The 20,638-nt window shown below is 47.1% G+C and carries 22 protein-coding genes; 11 read left to right on the top strand and 11 right to left on the bottom strand.

What is annotated here, in order from left to right; all coding sequences use genetic code 11:
• Positions 1-2: 2 nt before the first annotated feature.
• From QJS83_RS11075 to QJS83_RS11065, 3 genes are read right to left on the bottom strand one after another with little or no spacing between them, the layout of a single operon-like run.
• On the bottom strand, positions 3-1,010 hold the full coding sequence (locus tag QJS83_RS11075) for a segregation and condensation protein A (RefSeq protein ID WP_284604841.1): 1,008 nt from the start codon (positions 1,008-1,010) through the stop codon (positions 3-5).
• A 16-nt stretch (positions 1,011-1,026) separates the two neighbouring features.
• On the bottom strand, positions 1,027-2,055 hold the full coding sequence (trpS, locus tag QJS83_RS11070; RefSeq protein ID WP_284604839.1) for a tryptophan--tRNA ligase: 1,029 nt from the start codon (positions 2,053-2,055) through the stop codon (positions 1,027-1,029).
• On the bottom strand, positions 2,052-2,714 hold the full coding sequence (locus tag QJS83_RS11065) for a site-2 protease family protein (protein ID WP_284604837.1): 663 nt from the start codon (positions 2,712-2,714) through the stop codon (positions 2,052-2,054). Before QJS83_RS11065 ends, trpS begins: the two co-directional genes overlap by 4 nt.
• 187 nt (positions 2,715-2,901) lie before the next feature.
• Here QJS83_RS11065 and QJS83_RS11060 point away from each other — a divergent pair, with 187 nt between their 5' ends.
• From QJS83_RS11060 to QJS83_RS11030, 7 genes are all read left to right on the top strand, one after another.
• Complete coding sequence (locus QJS83_RS11060) at positions 2,902-4,068, top strand: acyl-CoA dehydrogenase (protein WP_284604836.1); 1,167 nt, start codon at positions 2,902-2,904, stop codon at positions 4,066-4,068.
• A gap of 88 nt (positions 4,069-4,156) precedes the next feature.
• Positions 4,157-5,617: a peptide ABC transporter substrate-binding protein gene (locus tag QJS83_RS11055; RefSeq protein WP_284604835.1), complete on the top strand. Its 1,461-nt coding sequence runs from the start codon at positions 4,157-4,159 to the stop codon at positions 5,615-5,617.
• 11 nt (positions 5,618-5,628) lie between these two features.
• Complete coding sequence (locus QJS83_RS11050; protein WP_284604833.1) at positions 5,629-6,831, top strand: EAL domain-containing protein; 1,203 nt, start codon at positions 5,629-5,631, stop codon at positions 6,829-6,831.
• A 180-nt stretch (positions 6,832-7,011) separates the two neighbouring features.
• A complete protein-coding gene (locus QJS83_RS11045; protein WP_284604831.1) occupies positions 7,012-7,230 on the top strand; it encodes a hypothetical protein in 219 nt (72 codons plus the stop codon).
• Positions 7,231-7,443: 213 nt separating this feature from the next.
• A complete protein-coding gene (locus QJS83_RS11040; RefSeq protein WP_284604829.1) occupies positions 7,444-8,190 on the top strand; it encodes an SDR family NAD(P)-dependent oxidoreductase in 747 nt (248 codons plus the stop codon).
• Entirely contained in the window at positions 8,187-8,576 is a 390-nt protein-coding gene (locus QJS83_RS11035) for a 6-carboxytetrahydropterin synthase (protein ID WP_284604827.1), read from the top strand. The genes QJS83_RS11040 and QJS83_RS11035 overlap by 4 nt, the downstream gene beginning before the upstream one ends.
• Entirely contained in the window at positions 8,573-9,307 is a 735-nt protein-coding gene (locus QJS83_RS11030; protein ID WP_284604826.1) for a pseudouridine synthase, read from the top strand. The genes QJS83_RS11035 and QJS83_RS11030 overlap by 4 nt, the downstream gene beginning before the upstream one ends.
• A 15-nt stretch (positions 9,308-9,322) precedes the next feature.
• Here QJS83_RS11030 and QJS83_RS11025 read toward each other — a convergent pair whose 3' ends face one another.
• Positions 9,323-10,105 (bottom strand): DUF455 family protein, encoded by a 783-nt coding sequence (locus QJS83_RS11025; protein WP_284604824.1) that lies wholly within the window; start codon positions 10,103-10,105, stop codon positions 9,323-9,325.
• Between the two features lie 101 nt (positions 10,106-10,206).
• Here QJS83_RS11025 and QJS83_RS11020 point away from each other — a divergent pair, with 101 nt between their 5' ends.
• On the top strand, positions 10,207-10,905 hold the full coding sequence (locus QJS83_RS11020) for a YebC/PmpR family DNA-binding transcriptional regulator (protein WP_284604822.1): 699 nt from the start codon (positions 10,207-10,209) through the stop codon (positions 10,903-10,905).
• A gap of 102 nt (positions 10,906-11,007) precedes the next feature.
• The gene (locus QJS83_RS11015) at positions 11,008-11,367 is read left to right on the top strand and encodes a hypothetical protein (protein WP_284604820.1); all 360 of its coding nucleotides are present in this window, start codon (positions 11,008-11,010) and stop codon (positions 11,365-11,367) included.
• A 62-nt stretch (positions 11,368-11,429) separates the two neighbouring features.
• Here the strand turns inward: QJS83_RS11015 and QJS83_RS11010 are convergent, their stop codons facing one another.
• From QJS83_RS11010 to QJS83_RS10990, 5 genes are all read right to left on the bottom strand, one after another.
• The gene (locus tag QJS83_RS11010; RefSeq protein WP_284604818.1) at positions 11,430-12,299 is read right to left on the bottom strand and encodes a trypsin-like serine peptidase; all 870 of its coding nucleotides are present in this window, start codon (positions 12,297-12,299) and stop codon (positions 11,430-11,432) included.
• Positions 12,300-12,373: 74 nt separating this feature from the next.
• Positions 12,374-12,811: a SufE family protein gene (locus QJS83_RS11005; RefSeq protein ID WP_284604816.1), complete on the bottom strand. Its 438-nt coding sequence runs from the start codon at positions 12,809-12,811 to the stop codon at positions 12,374-12,376.
• A gap of 3 nt (positions 12,812-12,814) precedes the next feature.
• Positions 12,815-13,627: a hypothetical protein gene (locus QJS83_RS11000; protein WP_284604814.1), complete on the bottom strand. Its 813-nt coding sequence runs from the start codon at positions 13,625-13,627 to the stop codon at positions 12,815-12,817.
• Complete coding sequence (locus tag QJS83_RS10995) at positions 13,624-14,427, bottom strand: phosphatase domain-containing protein (RefSeq protein ID WP_284604812.1); 804 nt, start codon at positions 14,425-14,427, stop codon at positions 13,624-13,626. The genes QJS83_RS11000 and QJS83_RS10995 overlap by 4 nt, the downstream gene beginning before the upstream one ends.
• Positions 14,428-14,497: 70 nt before the next feature.
• Entirely contained in the window at positions 14,498-14,971 is a 474-nt protein-coding gene (locus QJS83_RS10990; protein ID WP_284604810.1) for a hypothetical protein, read from the bottom strand.
• A 244-nt stretch (positions 14,972-15,215) separates the two neighbouring features.
• Between QJS83_RS10990 and QJS83_RS10985 the strand changes: the two genes are divergently transcribed.
• Together QJS83_RS10985 and QJS83_RS10980 are read left to right on the top strand one after the other, a co-directional pair.
• Positions 15,216-15,479 (top strand): hypothetical protein, encoded by a 264-nt coding sequence (locus tag QJS83_RS10985; protein WP_284604809.1) that lies wholly within the window; start codon positions 15,216-15,218, stop codon positions 15,477-15,479.
• Between the two features lie 97 nt (positions 15,480-15,576).
• The gene (locus QJS83_RS10980; RefSeq protein ID WP_284604807.1) at positions 15,577-15,783 is read left to right on the top strand and encodes a hypothetical protein; all 207 of its coding nucleotides are present in this window, start codon (positions 15,577-15,579) and stop codon (positions 15,781-15,783) included.
• Between the two features lie 18 nt (positions 15,784-15,801).
• On the opposite strand, the gene QJS83_RS10975 is transcribed toward QJS83_RS10980, so the two are convergent.
• Together QJS83_RS10975 and mutS are read right to left on the bottom strand one after the other, a co-directional pair.
• Entirely contained in the window at positions 15,802-18,123 is a 2,322-nt protein-coding gene (locus QJS83_RS10975) for a [protein-PII] uridylyltransferase family protein (RefSeq protein ID WP_284604805.1), read from the bottom strand.
• A gap of 6 nt (positions 18,124-18,129) precedes the next feature.
• Positions 18,130-20,637, bottom strand: coding sequence for a DNA mismatch repair protein MutS (gene mutS / locus QJS83_RS10970; RefSeq protein ID WP_284604802.1), 2,508 nt, complete (start codon positions 20,635-20,637; stop codon positions 18,130-18,132).
• Position 20,638: the final 1 nt, after the last annotated feature.

The raw sequence follows: 20,638 nt of genomic DNA, 5'->3' as shown, positions 1-20,638 counted from the left end.
TACTAAACTTCCGCGTCTTCTTTAAAAAGTTCGTTTTCAGCAGCTAAGATTTCGTCATCCGTGGCGATATCTGCACCCGCATCAGCAAGCAAAGCCGACGCTTCATCTTCAACAAAATCGACTCCAAGATCCATTTGAAGCTGTGTGTTTTGTTCTTCCATGTTTTCTTCCGCTTCCGCGAGCATCAGCTCTTCTTCCGCAGAGATTTTTTTCGAATCTTCCATCATTTTCGCCGCGACTTCGTCTGCGCGCATAGAATCGTATTCTTCCACGCGAGCCAGAACGTCGGTTTCAATCGGCTTTTTCGTATCCACCCAGATGTCAGAGTAAGCTTCGCTTTGATAAAGGCTGACGAAGCCCATTTTTCCAAGCTCTAAAAGAGAAAGGAACGTGATCAAAGCCTGACGCGCACGGTTTTCCGTCGTCGTGACAAGCTCCATCAGTGTGGTCTTTTGACCCACAATCAAACGATCTTTGATTTCCAAAACACGGCTGGCGATAGATTGTGCTTTCGCCGCCACTTGGTGCACTTTTTTCTTCACAGAGCGAAGTGCACGACGGTAGGTCGCAATCAAAGAGAACAAGGCATTGTCTTCAAGAACAATTTCTTCTTCTTTGGTATCCAAAGACTCGCGCGTTCCACGCAACCAAACATCACGACCGACCAAAGGACGATCGTAAAGAAGCTTCGCCGCCTCTTGGTATTTTTGGTATTCAAGCAGCTTTTGTACAAGCTCTTTACGCGGATCTTCTTGCTCGATCACTTCGCCATTTTCATCGTATTGAGGCAGAAGCATGCGAGACTTGATTTGAATCAATGTCGAAGCCATCGCGACGAACTCGCCGGCGACTTCAAGATCCAACTCTTTCATCAATTTGATGTATTCAAGATATTGCTTTGTGATCTCATGAACTTTGATGTCCATGATATCCATTTCTTCTTTACGGATAAGGTAAAGAAGAAGCCCTAGAGGTCCTTCAAATTTAGGCAACTGAACTGTAATACTCATGAAAGATGGTCCCCTCTTACCATTTCATACTAGAACGCACGATTTCCAAAGTCTTCTGAGCTTCCTTACGTGCCTTTTCGCATCCAGCGTCGATGATTGAATCAAGCAGCTTTGGATTATTCAACAACTCTTTTTTCTTTTCGCGCGGGCCTTGGGACATTTTTTCGATGTTCGCAGCCAATCGGCCTTTGCAATCCCCGCAACCGATTCCGGCTGAGCGGCAGCCCGCTTCCACCCATGACACGTCTTCCGCTGAAGAATAAAGTTTATGATACCCATAGACTGAACATTTTGTGGGTTCGCCCGGATCTTCGCGACGAACTCGCGCCGGGTCCGTGACCATCATATTTACTTTTTTCTTCAGATCTTTTTCAGAATCCTCAGTTAAGAACAATGTATTGCCGTAAGACTTGGACATCTTGCGACCGTCCAATCCCGGCACCAATGGAATATCCGTCAAGAGCGGCGTCATCTCTGGCAATTTCGCCTTATAAAGATGATTGAAACGACGCACGATCTCGCGTGAGATCTCCAAATGAGAAATCTGATCCGCACCGACTGGAACTTTTTGCGCGCGGTAAATCGCAATATCCGCCGCCTGAAGAACAGGATAACCGAAACGACCCAAGTTGTAGGTGTCGTTGGCTTTCATTTCTTCAATCGCGTCTTTCCAAGTATTCACGCGCTCTAACCAGCCCATCGGAGTGAGGTTGGTGAAGATCATATTGAGTTCAAGATGCTCGGGAACGCGGCTTTGCACGAACAAAGTCACCTTCTCAGGATCAATACCCCAAGCTAAAAACTCGGCGATCATCTCGCGAGTCCAAGGGCCGATGTCTTTCGGATTTTTATAGGCCGTGGTCATGCCATGCCAATCCATCGCGCCAAAGAAGCACTCATACTCGTCCTGAAGCTTCAGCCAATTTTGCAAAGCTCCCCAATAGTGACCAATATGAAGTCGACCCGTGACACGCATTCCCGACATCACGCGCACTTTACGCGCAGGAGCGGGAGCTGGATTTACAGAGCTGTTTTCAGCCGTCATATTCCGAAACCTCCCAAAGCAAGAGTAACAAGATGGTTATAACTCCAGAACACAGGCACCGCGAGAACGCGTAATACACCTGTAAGAACCAGGGCCATAAGAACCATGCTCGTGATGTGCTCGTTTTGTTCCAGCTTGTAGTTCAATTGCGCCGGAAGAAAACGCGCCAACACTTTTCCTCCGTCAAGAGGATGAAGAGGCAAAATATTAAAGAAGGCCAAAAACAAGTTGGTCACGATAAAGGTCTTTAGAATTTCGATAAGACCACTAGCGTAACTCAAGGTCAGAAAATACTTCGCCACAAGAGCGATAAGAACCGCGCCAACAACAGCCAAAAGAATGTTTGAAAGAGGTCCCGCTAATGCAATCCAGAACATATCCACGCGGGGATTTTTAAGATTGCGCGAGTTGACAGGAACAGGTTTGGCCCATCCAAAAAAGATCGGTGTTGCAAGAACGATGGACACCAGCGGAAGGATCAGCGTGCCGATCATATCCATATGAGCCACGGGGTTCATCGTCAAACGTCCCATCATCTCGGCCGTGTTATCACCGCGACGACGCGCCACCCAGCCGTGAGCGTACTCATGGAAGCAGAGTGCAAAAAGAAACGGAATAAAGTAAATACCTATCTTGGCGCCAATTTCGACGAAATCCATATCACCTCACGCTAAATCACACCTAGACTCTTGTCTAGCATGTCGAAACACTTGCTTATTTAAAGTGCAAACAGTGTAACACAGCTTGTTAAGAGAAAAGCTCTCGTCTTTCCAAGGCCTTGAATAATTTCTTTGAAGCAGATATTTTCAGCGCCACTGTTATAACTTATTCGAATGGAGATACTCAATGTCTGACGTTACTAATGCACGTCCAGCTCTCACAATGCTCTCTGAAGACGAAGCGGCTTTCCGTGATGCGGTTCGCGCTTTTGCTGAATCTGAAATCAAACCTCATGTGACACACATGGACGAAAAAGCAGAGATGGATCCTGCGATCGTTAAAAAACTTTTCGAAATGGGCTTGATGGGTATCGAGACTCCGGAAAAATTCGGTGGCGCTGGCTCAACATTCACAATGGCCTGCCTGGCTGTTGAAGAAATCGGCCGCGTTGACGGTTCAGTTTCTGTCCTTGTTGACGTGCAAAACACTTTGACGACAAATGCGTTCCTTAAATGGGGAACGGAAGCGCAAAAAGAAAAGTACTTGGGTAAAATGGCGACAGAATGGGTGGGCGCTTACGCTCTTTCTGAGTCTTCTTCCGGCTCTGACGCTTTCGCCTTGAAGTTGAAAGCGGAAGACAAAGGTGACAAATGGGTTTTGAACGGTTCAAAACTTTGGATCACAAACGGTAAAGAAGCGAATGTGTTCATCGTATTTGCCAACATCGATCACGCGAAAGGCTACAAAGGCATCACAGCGTTCATCGTTGAAAAAGATTTCCCTGGTTTCAAAGTCGGCAAAAAAGAAGACAAATTGGGCATCCGCGCTTCTTCTACTTGCGAACTTTTGTTCGAAAACTGCGAAGTTCCTAAAGCGAACGTTCTTGGCGAAGTCGGCAAAGGTTATAAAATTGCTATCGAAACTTTGAACGAAGGTCGTATCGGTATCGGCGCCCAAATGATCGGTATCGCCCAAGGCGCTTACGAAGCGGCTCTTGGTTACGTGAAAGGCCGTGAGCAATTCGGAAAACCAATTGCTCATTTCCAAGGCGTGCAATTCCAATTGGCTGAAATGCGCACAGAGCTGGAAGCAGCTCGTTTGATGGTTTACAATGCAGCTCGTTTGAAAGACGCTGGCCAAGATTTCATCGAAGCGGCAGCTATGGCGAAACTTTACGCTTCTCGCGCGGCTGAGAAAATCACTTCTAAAGCGATCGACCTCTTCGGCGGCAACGGATTCACTAAAGAGTACCCAGTTGAAAAGTTCTGGCGCGACGCTAAGATCGGCCAGATCTACGAAGGAACAACAAATATGCAATTGCAAACAATTGCAAAGATGGAACTCGATAAGTAGTTCTTATGAAAAAGGCCTCCCCACGGAGGCCTTTTTACTTTCTAAATCTTCTCTTCTTTTTCCCGGTAATTGTGGTTACACTTTTCCCATGAAAATCTTCTTGGCGATTCTACTTTGGGCATCGGGGTCTTTGGCGGCAGAAAAAGTTTTTCGTCTTCATTTGGCGAATGAACCAGGCGGGCTTGACCCGAACAAACAGCGCACCTCCGCTTCAAGTTATCTTTTAGGAAATCTATATCGCAATCTCTTTACTTTCGATGACAAGAAAGGCCTCGTTCCGGATTTAGCTCTCGGCTGTAAATGCGACAAGAAAAAGAATCTCATCTGCACTCTGAAAAAAGATCTTAAGTGGAGTGACGGCTCCCCTTTGCTGGCGCAAGATTTCCTGCGTACTTATAAAAAAATTCTTAACGCCAAAACCGCGGCCCCTCGCGCAGATCTTCTTTTTAAAATTAAAAATGCGGAGGACATCTACTCCGGCAAAAAGAATATGGAAAGCCTTGGGGTTACAGCTCCGAACGAGCTCACTTTGAAGTTTGAATTTCAAACTCCCGACCCTGATTTCGAATACAATCTTGCGAACTTCCTCCTCGCTCCCACAAAAGAAAATCTTTCTGTTTATTCCGGTCCCTACAAAATGCGTGAATGGAAAAAAGGCCACAAGATCGTTTTAGAGCCTAATACGCAATACAAGTTCGCGCACCCCGCGCGCCCCGTCGTGGAGTTTCTTTTCGTCGAGGAAGACACCATCGCCTTACAGCTTTATGAAAAAAATGAATTGCAGTTTTTGCGTCGTTTGCCCACGCTGTTCATTCCTAAATACAAAACCCGCACTGACTTTTATTGGATCCCCGTCACTCGCCTTGACTACTTAGGATTTGGGCCGGATCTCGCGGCTCGTGAAGATGTGCGCGAGGCTTTAACGTACTCGCTGAACTACGTAGAACTGCAAAAAATATTTTCTTCGGAAGGCAAACCCGGCTGCATAGGACTTCCCGACTCTTGGTTTCCTGAAAAAGCGCCGTGCTTTGATTTTGATCTTAAAAAAGTGCCGAAAGTGCAAAACAGTCCCACCTACACTTTGATGTTTTCCGCTTTGGGCGGCGAAGACCACAAACGCGCCACCGAGTGGCTGCAAAATCAGTGGAGCAAGAACGCCGGCATTAATACGCATTTGGAAGTGAAAGAAAACAAGGTGTTCCTGCAAATTCTGGCGCAAAAACCCCCGGCGATATTCCGCAAAGGAGTCGCTCCGGATCGCCCGACCTGTTTGGCCGCACTTGAAACTTTCTCGCCCTCGAGTCCCGAGAACTATCTGCGCATTAAATCCGATGATTACCAAAAGATTTTGTCCTCGCTCGCAAATGCAGCGAACACAAATGAACAAAAGAAGTGGTGCCTGAAGGGCGCGCAGTATCTGATGGAAAACCATCTCATGATTCCGTTGGGAGCCATCCATTTCTCGATGCTGGCTAAACCGGAATTTGTAGGCTGGAAATTGAATCAAATGAATCAGCTGGACTTGTCGGACCTACATCCTAAGCCCTAAAATGGGAGTCTATGAATTCAGCAACTCAGTCCGTCGAGATACATAAAGATCAGATCATTTTCAGCGAAGGCGACGCAGGTGACTGCGCCTATATCATCGAAAAAGGCCGAGTGCTGATTTACATCAGCAAAGACAAAGAAGAAATTCCTCTGACAATTCTCGGCGAAGGTGAAATCTTTGGCGAGATGGCTTTGATCGACAATCAAAACCGCTCTGCCTCCGTGCGCGCGTTGGAAGATGTTCGTTTAGCTATCGTCACGAAACAGCAAGTTCTTGAACGTGTCTCTACCGCCGATAAAGTCGTGCAACTTTTGATGCGTGTTCTTTTAAAACGTTTGCGCCGTAAAAACATCAACACCCCCGGCGGCACAAAGATCGCTGACGTGGAGTTCGACAACTCCGGCGCCGGAGACGACGGAACGCAAAGCGCTTTAGATCAGATCAAACTTGAAAATCAGATCTTTCAAGCGTTTCAGAATAAAGAATTCGAATTGTTTTACCAGCCGATCGTGAATTTAAAGACCAAACAAATCACAGGCTGCGAAGCTTTATTGCGCTGGAACAGCCCCTTACACGGCTTGGTATCCCCGAATCTTTTTATCGACGTGATTGAAAACTCCTCGATGGTCATTCCTATTGGTCACTGGATTATCAATCAGGCTTTAAAAGATTTGCGCACGATTCAAGATCAATTGCGTTTGAATAAAAAAGATAAAATGGCTGACGACTTCATGATGAGTATCAATATTTCGGGCCGTCAGTTTACGCACTCTGATTTCGTAAACAATCTGGAAGACCTGCGCGAAAAGCACGATCTGCAAACTAAAAACATCAAACTTGAAATGACCGAAAGAATCATGATGGATGGTGCGATTGCTTTGGAGGCGTTAAACCAGTGTCGCAATCAAGGATATGCCATCTCTATCGATGACTTCGGAACGGGCTTTTCCAGTTTGCAGTATCTGACGCAAATGCCGATCAGCTTTTTGAAGATCGATCGCTCTTTCGTCATGAAAGTTTTAAACGATCCCAAATCCAAAGCGGTCGTCAGTTCGATCATCCACTTGGCGCACGCCATGGACATCGAGATCATCGCCGAGGGCATCGAAAATAACGAAGAATGCCTAGTTCTTGAAACCCTGGGCGCTCGTTTTGGCCAAGGCTATTTGTTCTCAAAGCCCGTCGACATGGGCCGATTCCTCAAGCTCATCTAGGAAAAAGGTACCTAGTACCTTTTCCCCATCCGCTTAATTTGTTTAATACCGTTTCATTTTGAGATACATGAAACTCAACCCGAGTTTCTTTCGAAGTCCTCAAGTAAGATTTTGCGTCGCCGATAAGTCTTATGTCTTAAGACATTCAACCAGCTTAAGATTTCAACTGGGGGTCACTTAATGGCTGACAAAAAATTCGAAAAACAAATCCCGAACAATGTTGTTTCTTTAGAGTCTGCTCGCTGCTGCGGGGAAGGCTGCAAAAAGAAATCAGAAAAGGCCGGCTTCTGTGCCGAGCACTTTGATTGGTTTAAGGCGGGTTTGATTACGAAAGATGGTATGAAGGCATCGGACTTCGACAAAAAGTACTATCATTACGTAGCTAAAAAAGCCGCTTAAGAAAGCACTTTAACTCCGTTAATAACAAAAGGCCGGCATTCCCCGGCCTTTTTCTTTTTAAAGTATTACTTTAGAAGTGCGCAAAGAGGGCCCCAAACACCAAGAGGCCGACAAAGAAAAACTTAAAGCTGATTGTGAACGCTTCGCGCATGGACATAACTTCTCTTCGGCCCCCGTCTTTGCTAACATGAGTCCAGCAAAAAGAGGATTCGTGTGAAAAAAGCTGCCTTGATCACCGGTGCCAGCAGCGGCATCGGAGCTGCCATCGCCATTGAATATTCCAAAAACGGTTATTTCGTGTACCTCATGGGACGCGACAAAGAACGTCTGCAGGAGGTTGCCTTGAAATGTCGCAGTGGTGCGACGTTGCTTTCTTGCGATATGACCGATGAAGCGGCCCTTAACAAACGGCTCGATGAAGTTCTCAGCATGAAGGTTCACCGCGTGGAAGTCGTGGTTAACAATGCCGGGATCTTTGAAAGACACACAACCGAAGAAGGCAGCGATGAAATCTGGCGCCGACAGTTTGAGATCAACATGATTGCTCCGCTGCGTGTGGCTCGCGCTTTCTTTCCTTATTTCAAACAGCACGGTGGCGGAAACATTGTGAATATCTCCTCCACTTTAGGCATGCGCCCGCAAGGCCCGACCTCAGCTTATTCAGCTGCGAAGGCTGCAATGATCAACTGGACCCAAAGCCTCGCTTTGGAAGGCGGTCCGTTTAATATCCGCGCGAACTGCGTTTGCCCGGGTTTGGTAGACACCCCGATTCATAGTTTTCATTCTCTTCCTAAAGAAGAAAAAGCTCAGGCCCTTGAAGGCATGAAGAACCTGCAACCGCTAGGACGCATCGGTGTCCCTGAAGATGTCGCACGCGCGGCTTACTTCTTGGGGTCAGACTTATCAAGCTGGATCACTGGCGCGATTCTTCCTGTCGACGGCGGGATCAACCTCAAATGATTCTGACTTTGGTGAGTTCTTTTAGCAGTGCGCATTTTTATTCTCAACCGCAGTGGGATGAGAAAAAAAATCTCGCAACCTTTGGCCGTTGTTATACGCAATACGGTCACGGGCATAATTATAAATTAGAGGTCGGTTTTCGTGTTGCTGCCGCAGAGCTTTCCGATAAAAAAGAAAGCTACCAAGAACTGCTTTACCGTCTGACAAGCATTCTGGATCATGAACATCTAAACTTTGTGATTCCCGAATTCAAAGAGCAAATTCCGACGACGGAAAATATCGCTCTCTATTTTTTGAACAAATTTAAGCTCCATGTTTCCGAGAAGGATCTTTCTTATCTCCGACTCTATGAAATGGACAATCTGTGGACGGAGATCCGCCTATGAGCGAAGACAAAGTACGTTTATCCAAACTGATGGCTGAAAAAGGCATTTGCTCGCGCCGTGAAGCTGACGAGTACATCGCGAAAGGCTTGGTCTTGGTCAATGGCGTGAAGGTCGATCAATTGGGAACCAAGGTCAGTCCGGACGTGAAGATCACACTCGAAGCGCAAGCCTTGAAACAGCAAAAACGTTTGGCGACAATTATTTTAAACAAACCTATTGGTTACGTGTCGGCGCAACCCGAGCCTCCTTATCAGCCGGCGATTAAGTTGATCACTCCAGAAAATCAATTCGGCACTTCGAAAACGAAATTGCGCCAGGAACATTTTCAAGGTCTTGCCGTGGCGGGGCGCCTGGATATCGACTCGCAAGGTCTTTTGCTTTTCACGCAAGACGGCCGTATCGCGAAGAAGATCATTGGTGAAGAATCCAAAGTCGAGAAAGAATACATCGTGCGCGTGCAAGGCGTTTTGCCTGACGAGAAATTGAAACTTCTTAATCACGGTTTATCTTTAGACGGCAAAGCCTTAAAACCCGCAAAAGTCGAATGGCTGAATAAAGACCAATTGCGCTTTGTTCTGCGCGAAGGAAAAAAACGTCAAATCCGCCGCATGTGCGAAGCCGTAGGACTCAAAGTCACTGGCCTTAAACGCGTGCGCATCGGCAAACTCCGCCTGGGCGACCTCCCCGAAGGAAAATGGCGCTTCCTCGAAGACGGCGAATCCCTCGACTAACAGGTGCCTGGCACCCTATCGGGGGATGAGGAAGTCTTGACGGAGGGTTTCGTAGTAAGCGATTTCTTCGTCGGTGAAGCCGGCTTTTTTGCGAAGATCGTGGTTGAGCGGCTCGATGCGCTTGGGAAGACGGCTTCTTAAAGAGTTCATGCGCTCTGGGAAGTCTTGTGCGGGATCGATTTTTTCGTCGCGGCAGATGTGGCGATACCAGCGCGAACCGAAGTCGACGTGACCGATTTCTTCAAAGTTGATTTGTTTCACGATTTTTTGAATCGTTTGTTTGCCAGCGGTTCCTTCCAAGCGACGGATTAAAGTGTCGCCGGCATCAAGCCCACTGCCCTCAAGATAACGATGCACGATCAAGATACGATCCAACAAAGAATCTTCCTTATCGACCGCGCGCCATAAAGCCGCATGCACCGGCCAGTCTCCCCACTTAAATCCTAAGGACTCGATTCCCTCCAGACACATACGCAAGTGCTGGGCTTCGGAAACCGTCACAGCCAGAAGTTCTTCTTTAAAGCCTTGAGGTGCATCGGGATACTCAACCAGCGTTCTGACCCCTAACTCCATCGCTTGCAGTTCAATGCTAGCCAAATCGTGCAGCATGCGCGCCTGCCCCTCGATGGTGGAGAATCCTTTTTTCGGAGGGTGGAGCTTGGGATGCAAAATGAGGACATCGCGAGCGGGCTCTTCTGGAACCAGCTCCCAAGGAGTGCTCAGTTTTAGAGCGGCCTCACAGGACTTTTCGATGTTTTCGATCTTTTCCCAGACATCCGGGACTGAAAAAGTGAACATACGGTCTTTTACATCCCGCTCCTATTCTTGCCAATTATTTCCTCATTTGGTGCAATAGCGGTGGCGCAGCATTTATTAATTTCACTGTGCTATGGAGATATATGGGAAAATCATGGAAAAACGCCGGAAAAGTAGAAAAGGCCCAACAAAAGGGTCAAATATTCACAAAACTTGCGCGCGAGATTGCAGTCGCTGCGAAAGCCGGTGGTCCTGATCCCGCAGCCAATGCTCGTCTCCGCCTTGCTATCGATGCCGCCAAAAAAGTTTCCTGCCCGAATGATACGATCGAACGCGCGATTAAAAAAGGCGCGGGTCTTTTGGATGACGGAAAAATTATCGAAGAGATCACTTATGAAGGTTACGGTCCGCATGGCGTGGGCGTGATCGTTGAATGCCAAACGGACAACAAACACAGAACTGCCCCTGACATGCGCCATGCTTTCAAATCGCATGAAGGCAATATGGGCGAGGTCGGTTCTGTGGCATGGATGTTTGATCGCGTGGGCCTTATTGAAGGCACAAAAGAAGGTACTTTCGATCCAGATGAAGAAGCGATCGAAGCCGGGGCGAACGAAGTTTACGTGGATGAAGGAACTTACGAGTTCTACACAAATGCGGAAGATCTTGATGCTGTTCGTGAAGCTCTCACGAAACGTGGTTGGAAAATCACCAAGGGTGAGCTTTCTTATAAAGCGAAAAACATCACAGAACTGAGTGACGAGCAAAGAAAAGAAGTTGAGGAATTTTTGAACTACCTCGACGATATGGACGACACTCATCGCGTTCACGCAACGATTTAATCACATAGTCCAGCGTTAAATAACACATCCGTTCTGAAGTCAGGCGGATGTGTTAAAATAAGGCTAGTTCGGGTTATTAACTCTCTTACAAGGGAGGCAGTTATGAGACTCGCTCTACTAGCTCTTGCACTCCTTGTAATTCCTCATTTCACAAATGGCTCCCCTACAACGAACCAACAGGTTAACGGGACTCCTTACGATGCTCAGAACCTCGTTGAGCGTGAGGAAATGCGGGAAGAAATGCTGAGCGAAGATGAATCTCTGCGAAGAGATCCCGCAAGCGTTCAGCAAAATCCTTCGTTGTTAGCGTGCCCACCTGCTCGACCTCAATCCGATGAGTGGACTGATATGGCCCAACTCGATACGGAAGCGCACAGCACAGAATGTCCAGCCTCTGGAGCAATTCAACAAATGCCCGATCAGAATGAGCAAGTTCCTGAGGAATCCACGGAGTTAAAATAAAAAAGGGAGCTCACGCTCCCTTTTTTACTAGGTGTAGATTCAGACTTTAAAACTTAAGCGGATTACTTATTAAGAGCGTCGACGATGTAAGAGATGTTCGTGACATCTTCGCCGCGGCAACCGTCGTTAGAGCATTTGTTGCTTGTTGTGCATTGTCTTGCTCTGTCGTAAGTGAAGTCTTGAGCGCCACGCACAAGAATACCTACAACTTCGTGAGTCTCGGCATTGAAAACCGCAGAACCGGAGTTACCGCCATAAGTGTCCAAGTTCGTTTGGAAGTAACCTTTTTGTTGAGCACGCACGTTGGCGCCATCAGCTACTTTCGTCGGCAATCCTGAGGGGTGACCGACAACGTAGATCGCATCACCCGGTTGCACAGGCGTTTTTTGCAAAGACAAAATGCGGTGACCGCGCACAGGTCTATCCAAACGCACAAGAGCGTAGTCTTGTTGGCCCGTAAATTCACGCGCGACGATTTCTTTACAGTTGTATACTTCGCTTGCAGGAACTGTCTCGGGACCGGATTTAGCGCTGTTCATTTTGAAACCGAAAACGAAAGCGTATTTTGAACAATCAGAATTACTTACGCAGTGACCGGCCGTTGCGATCAAATCATCACCCACAAGTGAGCCTGAACAGTTTGCCGCCGTCGGTTGATCGAAGAAAGGTTCGTCAGAGCAAAGATTCATATCAACACCGTATTGAGACGAGTTGATTTTCACAAGTCCGCCGGCTTGAGTAGAAAGATCTCTTGTCGGGATCAATGCCACTGTCGAATCCGCGATTTCACGAATGTCGGCGCGAGGCACTTCATAAACGTCGCGACGATTGTCTTCTCCGTAAATAACTTTGGGTGTGATGTTAACAAATCCAACTGAAAACGTTGCTGCTACTGCGACACTGACGGCCGCTACGAATGAATTCCTTTTCACTTTTTCCCCTCTGAATGTTCATCCTGAACATTCCCCTCATAAAAAGTTTGTGGGGATCGTGAATGAAAAACAAACTATTTTTTTGTTTTCAAAAGATAATCGAAGGCAGTCGCGTAGAGTTTGATTTGCTTAAGCATCGAATGCAAGCCGTTGGCCCGGCTCGGAGAAAGGTTTCCTTCGAAGCCCAAAGCTTTCAAAAACTCTGGCGGTGTCGAGAGAATTTCATTCGGAGTTGCACCTGAATACACATACAAAAGAAGACCCACAAGACCCTTCACGATGAGGGCGTCGCTATCACCTTGCAGCTGCATCTGACCTTGGTCATTGAGATTCGCAGAGAGCCAGACTTGCGACTGGCAACCCTTCACGGCGTTCTGCTCTGTCTTCAAATTTTCCGGCATTTCCGGAAGAGCTTTACCCATCTCGATGATTTTTTTATAGCGATCTTCCCACTGTGCAAGAGCGGAGAAATCGTGAATCACTTTGTTCTGTCTTTCTTGGATGCTGAGCATTTCTTAAATCACTTTCAGATTCGGTAAGATGGTGAAGATATCTTCCTCGAGAGCTTGTCCTTGTTCGCCAAGCATTTCGTGAAAAGATTTTTTATCAAGATTCGCGATCACATCGAAGCATTTTTTATAAAAACCTTCTTGATCGTCATAGTAACCATTCCAAAGTTCTTTGGCTTTCGCCTCTGGCAGAACCCAGGATTTCTTTTCCGCAGCGGTTCCTTCAAAGCGGTTGTGATAATCCAACAACGTCATGATTTGGCGCGGAGAGAAATCCAACATCACAAGCGCTTCTTCAAGCAGTGCGAGTTCCACATACCAAAGATAGCTGCTCAATTTTTCCCAGAACTTCAATCCCGGTTTGCCGTAAGAGCTTTTACAGAAAAACGTCGTGCATACGACACCGCGATTGCGCCACACATTGCAGTTCTGTTTTTCTTTATTGTAGTAAGGGCAGAGCCAATCTTCCCTCTGCCCGAATTCGTTTTCTGTACGATGATTGAACTCCACTTGATAGCGAACCGGTGCGACCATGCCAATGGGAAGTGCGTATTCGCGACGTTCAATTTTATCGCGAAAAATACGGTGCGCCTCGGTTGAAGACGTTTCGTTGAAAAGAGCCCCCACCATGTAATTTGGAAGAAACGGATGAAACGTGCAGCATTTCAAATCTTCGCGGTAGTGCACTTTTCCTTTGTGTCGTGGGCGAGACATCGCGCACGTATCACAAGTCGCCTTCTTTTCTTCCGGAGAGAAATCAAGAATCTCTCGCGGAAGGAGATTTTCATAAACACGAGGTAACTGGTACTTTAAAATCATAGAATACTTTGCGGCTGACAACGATCTGCCAAACGCGCTTTGAACATCTCAAGAATTTCAAAACGCGGAAGACTTGCGTCCCACTTCCAAACGAAGTTACGGCAGTTCATAAAATAAGGGAATGCCACTTCCCCTTTCGCTCCGTGGGATTTCTGCATAAGAATTTTCGGAGCCAATTCGTGCATCAAACTTTGCAGAGAAGAAAAAGTCAGAAAGCGCTTTTCTTCCAGATCCAAGGCTACTTCAATAGGAGTGACAAAGCCAACTTGACCGTCGTGAAGTCGGGCTCCCCACTCTACGAAAGAGTTGCGGGAATATACAATGCGAATAAACTGCGTAAACTCGACGCCGGGATTTTCATCGGCGATGGCCTTGTAAATATCAGCGTCCTGCTCGCCGTTATCGCCGATAAGAATGACTTTTTGTGGTTTGATTTCGGCGATAAGACCGCGCAGGGTTTTTAATTTATGAACGTCGCTATCGTAATTCGTGCGCGGAATATAGCGGCCTTCAGGAAAGTTCCCGTTTTTTAAGAAGCGACGGTGCGTGCCGCCCATGAACCACTCAGGAGCTTTTGAAAGATACACGACATGAATATCAGGCTGGTCGCGCTTCAGAAGATGATAGAGCTCGCTCATACCCATGAAGCGGCTTTCATCATCAAAGGCATAACGAGCCGCTTCGGCCAGATCCTTCACATTGGCAAGCTTGATCGTGTCATCCACATCACTCACAAAAAGAGTCTGCGCCGACGCTCCCAGAGACCAAAGAAACAGAAATAATGCGATACCGTTTTTCATAAAAAAGCCCTCGCTTCGAGGGCTTCTATAGCACAAACATCCGGTCTATTCAGGTGCTTTTGAATATTATTTATATGCCATCTGCTTCATATACCATCACGAAGCGCTCGGGCGTGGCCTCAATACCAAAAGTGTTGGCTTCGTCACGGAACGTGAAGCGGCCATTTTGCGAATGGAACTGCTCAAAAAGCGCCTTGGCCTGCTCTCCACGCACGTCAAAACGCGCTTTCCCCGGAGCAATACGCCCGAATGAGGACTGATGTATGTAAATGGAACATTGGTAATTGTTCTCACCTTTACGCGCACAAATGAAATTCAAAACCTTTTGTGGAGCCTCCAGAGTTTTACCTCTACCGAGCATGGAATCCTGCTCAGGGCGGTCCATAGCATCAAAAAGAATCTGCGGAGAGCTGTCGTTTGAGCCATCATAGGCGACAGAGGCGATATTCACCATAAACTGCATTCCTGTGAACTGGCCGCGAGTGATCGCTTGAGCTTGCGAAACAGAAAAAAGAGCCAAGAGTGTAAGTAGAATTAATCTCATTTAAAACGTCCTTGTTGAGTTCATTTTCGAGCTTAGCCACTGTCTAAAACATATTCAACCGCATTCCCGGAGCTGTCACTTCCCGGCACCCTCGCCCCGCTCTAGAGTTGACCCAATTTGAGACTGTTTTCCCTCGTTATTTCCAGTAGTTACAAGCGCGGGCGAGGGTCCCAGTTGAGGGAGGTTGGCCTGCCCCTTGCTCCTCTTAAAAAACAAAGATTGAAACCTGAACAAGGGGGAACTTATGAAAACACTAATGATGATCGCAGTGATGGCCTTCTCATGCAGCTCTTTCGCATGGGTGAGCAAAGATGCGGGAAGCAAAGAGTACACATTTAAATACAAACTCTCGGGGCAGTCTCTCGAGATCAAGAAACAAGCCGGAAGCTATGAAGAAGCCTATGAAATGGCGGCTCAACAGTGCTTTAATTTCTATAAAGGACCTGGAAAAGTCTCTGAGGATAAAGGCCTCGATATTATCGACGTCTGCGCGAATCCAAGATCCTAGTCTTTTGACAAGTAGCATAAGTTCCTTGATTCAATCTTCCCCAAAACACCGCTCCTGGCTTATATTAAAGAACGCAATCTAAGGAGCGGTTTTAAAAATGGGAATTCTCAAATCCATCGGTGACTTTTTGTTCGGCAAAGACCCAGATATTTTCGACGAAAAAGGAAATGTCTCCCACAAACTTCCTAAAAAGAAATGGGAAGCTTGGCACAATCGCACAAAAACAGATCCTCAATACAACTGGCGCAATCATACTGGTATCACGGGCGCTTCTAAAAAGAAGAACAACAACCAGTCTCACTAAGATTTAAAGGCGGAGCTTTTAAGTTCCGCCAATCTTGTACTTGGACTTCAACGAAGCAATCAGCTCTTGAGGTTCTCCACTCAAAGTCTTCACGAAAAAGATATCGTCCACCTGACGGCCCCACGTATGCACGCGCGCAGATTTAACACTGACGCCGGCATCACTTAATGATCTCGCGGCCGAAGCCAAAAGACCCGCCTGATCGGGACCTTTAAAGCTGATCACCCATTCTTTATCGTCAGCACTGACAAGTTGAATACTATCAAAGCGCACATCAGGAACTGGTTTCGTTCCTAGCTGTGAATTTTCCAAGAGCTTGGCAATCTGGGGAATACTCTTGGACGTTGTCACTTGAAACCAATCGTACACGCCTACTTTCGGAATGGTGTGAATAGCGGCGTGACGAATTCCCAAGCCGAGAGAATAAAGCTGACCCACATAATCACTCAGAAGACCCTTGCGATCTCTTTTTTCGTGGAAGCGAATCCAGATTTCACCTTTACGAGTTTTATAAACCCATGGCTTTAACGACGTCTCGGTGGATTCTGCTTTCTTTAGATCGTCGACAAGATCTTTGATCGCCAGACTGTCCAGCAAAACAGGTCCCAATTCTTCGACAAGTTCAGGAGCGATTTTTAATTTTTTGCGCGCTCCCCATCTTTGGAAGTCAAAATAATCCTGCACTTTCTTCGACTGCAGGCTGAGTACTAATTCTTTAAGAAGCTTTGCTTTCCATTCGTTCCACGCCTCAGGATTTGTCGCGCGAATATCAATCGCTGTAAAAAGAGCCAGACGCAAAAGTCGCGCGCCTTCAATTCCTTTTTCGCGAAGCTCGTTCCACACTTTCGGATCTTTAGGATTTTTTCTAAAAGCGGCTTGGGAAAGCTCGAGATGGTTTTTCACCATCCACTTTACTTCCTCCGTAAATCCTTTGGCAAAACCGTACTTGCGGAAATCCCGCTCGACGATCTGTTCACCTAAATCAGAATGATGGTCGCCGGATTCTAAACCCTTTGCCAGATCGTGATACAAACATGCCCAAGACAGAATCCGCCAGTCTTCAGGGCTGAGCTCTTTGTGAATAAATTGCAGAGGCCCCAACTCGCGAGGCTTTTGATAAATGCGTTTTACTTCGCGACACGCTTGCATGATGTGTGAATCAGCGGTGAAGCGATGATATTGATCGTGCTGTACGTAACCCACCAAGCGACGGACTTCAGGAACCAGTTTGTCGATCAAACGCGAGCGAAAAACGCTCACCAGAAATTCATCGGCGGCTTTCACCGAAAGAACCTGCTCCAGAGCTTTTCCGCGCCGACGCGCCGATGTTTTTTCCGCCTTGTCTGGAAGAAGCGCATCAAGATTTTCACGGACTTTCTTTTGCACAAGTACGCTGGGATTTTTATGTAACACAGACACAAGATCGTCGGACTTGGAAAATTCCAGCTGTTCGATCTGCTTAAGTTCTTTATCCGAAGCCTCAGCAACTTCGACAATCCAGTCGGAGTAAAAATGCACGCGGGAAAGACCGCGCTGAAGATCGCGCATAAAATCTTTGTTCGATTTAAATCCCATCCAGCGCGCAATATCGAATTGCACAGCATTGGAGAGAATATCTCCATGACCTTCCAAATGCAGCTTCTGACGAATATTCAAAAGGTAACTGCGGTAATAACGAAGAACATTTAGCGCATGACCAGGATGAGTGAATTTTTCCGCAAAGAGTTCATAAATCTGAAGACCTTGCTCAAGATCCCGTAAGCCACCGGGTCCGAATTTTATATTCGGCTCCAGATAATTTGTGATGGAGTCAAATCTCTCGGCGCGTTTTTTTCGTTCTTCCTTAACGGCTTTGAGTAAAATACGGCGGTAGTGTTTCTTTTTACTCCAGATGGCTTTCTGTTGTTCAAAAAGTTTCTGGGCCGCTTCGGGCGTCCACGGACGTCCTTTGAGTAAAGATAAAATATCGAAAGCTTCGACGTTCTCGGTCCAGTCTTGCGGATTCTGCGGCATCCGATAGCGCAGCTTAAGACCTTGCTCTTGCATACGATGAACGAAACTTTTTACTTTTTCTTCATCACCGCAGAACAAAAGATCAATGTCGGATTTCGGCGAGAGCTCGCCACGCGCCCAAGAGCCAAGAATTACCGGATGACAGTCTTTCCATTCCGGGGAGGTTTTAAAACTCTCTTCTAAACGCATTCCAAGCCATGCGGAGAAATTCTCGCTTGAAAAACAAAACACCTGACGAACATCTCCGTCAGGTGTCATCAGAGGCGGCGTTAAGACTTCTTTCGCTTGTTCCCATTGTTCCGAGGAAAGAAAACCTTTTTTTGCCATGATCGTTTACACTTCCTGCGCGGAACGAGCGACGATCTCTTTCCATTTCGCGATTTGGTTCATGGCATCGAGTGGACTCATTTGCATCAATGGATATTTCTCCACTTCCGCCATCAAACTCTTAATGTCTTCAGGAACTTCTTTAACCAAGACCTCAGACGGAGCTTCCACTACTGCGACGTCAGATCCCAATGAATCCAACAAAGATAGCTGACTGCTTGCTTGAACGCGACGGGATTCAATATCACGTAAAAGACTTTTCGCGCGTTTTGTGACGGAAGCAGGTAAGCCCGCAAGCTCCGCCACTTGCACCCCGTAGGATTTAAGAGCAGGACCTTTCACCAAAGTGTGCAGGAAACGAATCTCGCCGTTTCTTTCTGCCACGGTCATGTGGGCATTGACGATTTGCCCGAAGCTTTGATCCAGGCTTGTCAGCTCATGGTAGTGTGTCGCAAAGAACGTCAACGCTTTCACTTCGCTTAAAAGATGTTCAAGAATGGATTGCGCCAAACACATTCCGTCGAAGGTGCTGGTGCCGCGCCCTACTTCATCAAGAATAACCAAAGAGTCTTTTGTCGCGTTTTTCAACATCGCAGAGGTCTCTGTCATTTCCACCATGAAAGTAGAAAGACCTTCTGACAACTGATCGCTTGCACCAATACGCGTGAAGATCGCATCAAAAATCGGCAATTGCGCTTCATCCGCAGGCACGAAGGATCCCATTTGCGCCAAGATCGCCATCAAAGCCACTTGTCGCATCAATGTCGACTTACCGGCCATATTCGGGCCCGTCAAAAGCAAACAGGAATGCGGGCGAAGTTCGATATCGTTTGCCACGAAGTTTTTCTTCACCGTTTGTTCAACAACCGGGTGACGGCTGGCTTTTAATTTCAAAGAGCCATCTTGAGTGAATTGAGGGCGCACGTATTTTTCTTCAAGACTAAGCCATGCGAGTCCCGCAACAACGTCGACTTCAGAACACTCATGCGCCAAAGCCAACAACGCTGGACATTGCGCGAGAATCTCTTTACGAAGAGCTTCAAAAAATTCAAATTCCAGATCCGCACGCTTCGTGTTGGCGCTTAAGACTTTTCTTTCCAGCTCGACCAACTCGTCCGTGCAGTAGCGTTCCGCATTCGTCAAAGTTTGTTTTCTTTGATAGTGCGCCGGCGCTTTGTCTTTATGCGTATTCGTGATTTCGATGTAGTATCCGAAAACGTTGTTATAGCGGATCTTAAGACTGGAGATGCCCGTCTTTTCTTTCTCTTCCGCTTCCATACGCGCGACAAGAGTCTGTGAATGCGTAGAAAGTTCAATCAATTCATCGAGCTCAGCAGAAACGCCCTGACGAATCAAGTAACCCTGTTTCGTCGCCAACGGCGGATCTTCAACAAGAGTGCGCTCGATTTTATAAGCCAACCCGCGCAGAGATTCAAAATTGGCGCTGCCGCCAGTTGCATGTACAAGAACTTCCAGTGCGCTGATTCCGGCATGAACGCTGCCCGCCAACGCCAACAAGTCGCGCCCGTTGCATTGCGGTTGCGAGATCTTTCCAAGACGTCTTTCGATGTCGCCCATTTGGCCCAGGATTTGGCGCACGCGTTTCAATTCAACAACGTGGCTGCGCCAGAACTCAACAGAGTTTAAACGCGCTTCGATCGCTTTAGAATCACGCAACGGAAAGCTCAGCCATTGACGAATCAAACGGCTGCCCGCCGAGGTCTGCGTGCGATTGATCGCATGGAAAAGACTGCCTAAGCCTTCGCCTTTATAAGTAGAAAAGATTTCCAAGTGACGAAGTGTCGTTCCAGAAATCTCAAGACGATGCTCAAGGTCTCTTTCGACAAATGGAGACAAGGTCGCAAGAGATTCTTCACCAGAAAGATTTTTTACGTACGACACAAGTCTTGCCGCGGAAAGAGGCGCCGTGTTTTTTAGAAGCGGATGAAGAGCATCGGCCACTTCTTCGTGATGGCTGATCAAAACGCCTTCAAAACCTTGCAGCAAAGCCTCGTCGTCTTTCGAGATCACAATCTCTGCGACAGGCAGGATTTGGATCAAACGCAAAAGATCCGATGTCTTTTTTGATTTCAGATAAAAGGCTTCGCCGGTTGTCGTATCAAGAAAGCTGACGGAGTCCGTATCCAAACTCACTAGATAGTGCGGCTTCGTGCCGTCCAATGTGTCGGAGTCATAAACCATTCCGGGAGTCAGAACGCGCGTCACGCCTCTTTTAACGATCCCTTTCGCCATCTTGGGATCCTCAAGCTGATCACAAATCGCGACCTTAAAACCGGCAGCAAGAAGTTTATTGATAGGACCTGCGATTGAATGGTGAGGCACACCACACATCGGCGTTTCATCTTGTGATTTTTTATTTCTTTGCGTGAGAGCGATCCCCAAAACCGGAGCCGCTTTCACCGCATCGTCAAAGAACATTTCAAAGAAATCCCCCATACGGAAAAGGAGGATTTTATCTTGATGAACGGACTTAATGTCCCAGAACTGTTTCATG

This window comes from Bdellovibrio sp. 22V (assembly GCF_030169785.1).
GTDB lineage: Bacteria > Bdellovibrionota > Bdellovibrionia > Bdellovibrionales > Bdellovibrionaceae > Bdellovibrio.
Note: the sequence above shows the minus strand (reverse complement) of the source record. Positions and strands in the feature narration are given on the sequence as shown.

What these genes read in the sequence shown, in the direction of transcription:
- QJS83_RS11075 (WP_284604841.1), bottom strand. Translation starts at nt 1,010, where the DNA reads ATGAGTATTACAGTTCAGTTGCCTAAATTTGAAGGACCTCTAGGGCTT.
- QJS83_RS10990 (WP_284604810.1), bottom strand. Translation starts at nt 14,971, where the DNA reads ATGAGATTAATTCTACTTACACTCTTGGCTCTTTTTTCTGTTTCGCAA.
- QJS83_RS11030 (WP_284604826.1), top strand. Translation starts at nt 8,573, where the DNA reads ATGAGCGAAGACAAAGTACGTTTATCCAAACTGATGGCTGAAAAAGGC.
- mutS (WP_284604802.1), bottom strand. Translation starts at nt 20,637, where the DNA reads ATGAAACAGTTCTGGGACATTAAGTCCGTTCATCAAGATAAAATCCTC.
- QJS83_RS11045 (WP_284604831.1), top strand. Translation starts at nt 7,012, where the DNA reads ATGGCTGACAAAAAATTCGAAAAACAAATCCCGAACAATGTTGTTTCT.
- trpS (WP_284604839.1), bottom strand. Translation starts at nt 2,055, where the DNA reads ATGACGGCTGAAAACAGCTCTGTAAATCCAGCTCCCGCTCCTGCGCGT.
- QJS83_RS11020 (WP_284604822.1), top strand. Translation starts at nt 10,207, where the DNA reads ATGGGAAAATCATGGAAAAACGCCGGAAAAGTAGAAAAGGCCCAACAA.
- QJS83_RS11060 (WP_284604836.1), top strand. Translation starts at nt 2,902, where the DNA reads ATGTCTGACGTTACTAATGCACGTCCAGCTCTCACAATGCTCTCTGAA.
- QJS83_RS10995 (WP_284604812.1), bottom strand. Translation starts at nt 14,427, where the DNA reads ATGAAAAACGGTATCGCATTATTTCTGTTTCTTTGGTCTCTGGGAGCG.
- QJS83_RS11035 (WP_284604827.1), top strand. Translation starts at nt 8,187, where the DNA reads ATGATTCTGACTTTGGTGAGTTCTTTTAGCAGTGCGCATTTTTATTCT.
- QJS83_RS11065 (WP_284604837.1), bottom strand. Translation starts at nt 2,714, where the DNA reads ATGGATTTCGTCGAAATTGGCGCCAAGATAGGTATTTACTTTATTCCG.
- QJS83_RS11050 (WP_284604833.1), top strand. Translation starts at nt 5,629, where the DNA reads ATGAATTCAGCAACTCAGTCCGTCGAGATACATAAAGATCAGATCATT.
- QJS83_RS11015 (WP_284604820.1), top strand. Translation starts at nt 11,008, where the DNA reads ATGAGACTCGCTCTACTAGCTCTTGCACTCCTTGTAATTCCTCATTTC.
- QJS83_RS10980 (WP_284604807.1), top strand. Translation starts at nt 15,577, where the DNA reads ATGGGAATTCTCAAATCCATCGGTGACTTTTTGTTCGGCAAAGACCCA.
- QJS83_RS11000 (WP_284604814.1), bottom strand. Translation starts at nt 13,627, where the DNA reads ATGATTTTAAAGTACCAGTTACCTCGTGTTTATGAAAATCTCCTTCCG.
- QJS83_RS11025 (WP_284604824.1), bottom strand. Translation starts at nt 10,105, where the DNA reads ATGTTCACTTTTTCAGTCCCGGATGTCTGGGAAAAGATCGAAAACATC.
- QJS83_RS11055 (WP_284604835.1), top strand. Translation starts at nt 4,157, where the DNA reads ATGAAAATCTTCTTGGCGATTCTACTTTGGGCATCGGGGTCTTTGGCG.
- QJS83_RS11005 (WP_284604816.1), bottom strand. Translation starts at nt 12,811, where the DNA reads ATGCTCAGCATCCAAGAAAGACAGAACAAAGTGATTCACGATTTCTCC.
- QJS83_RS10975 (WP_284604805.1), bottom strand. Translation starts at nt 18,123, where the DNA reads ATGGCAAAAAAAGGTTTTCTTTCCTCGGAACAATGGGAACAAGCGAAA.
- QJS83_RS10985 (WP_284604809.1), top strand. Translation starts at nt 15,216, where the DNA reads ATGAAAACACTAATGATGATCGCAGTGATGGCCTTCTCATGCAGCTCT.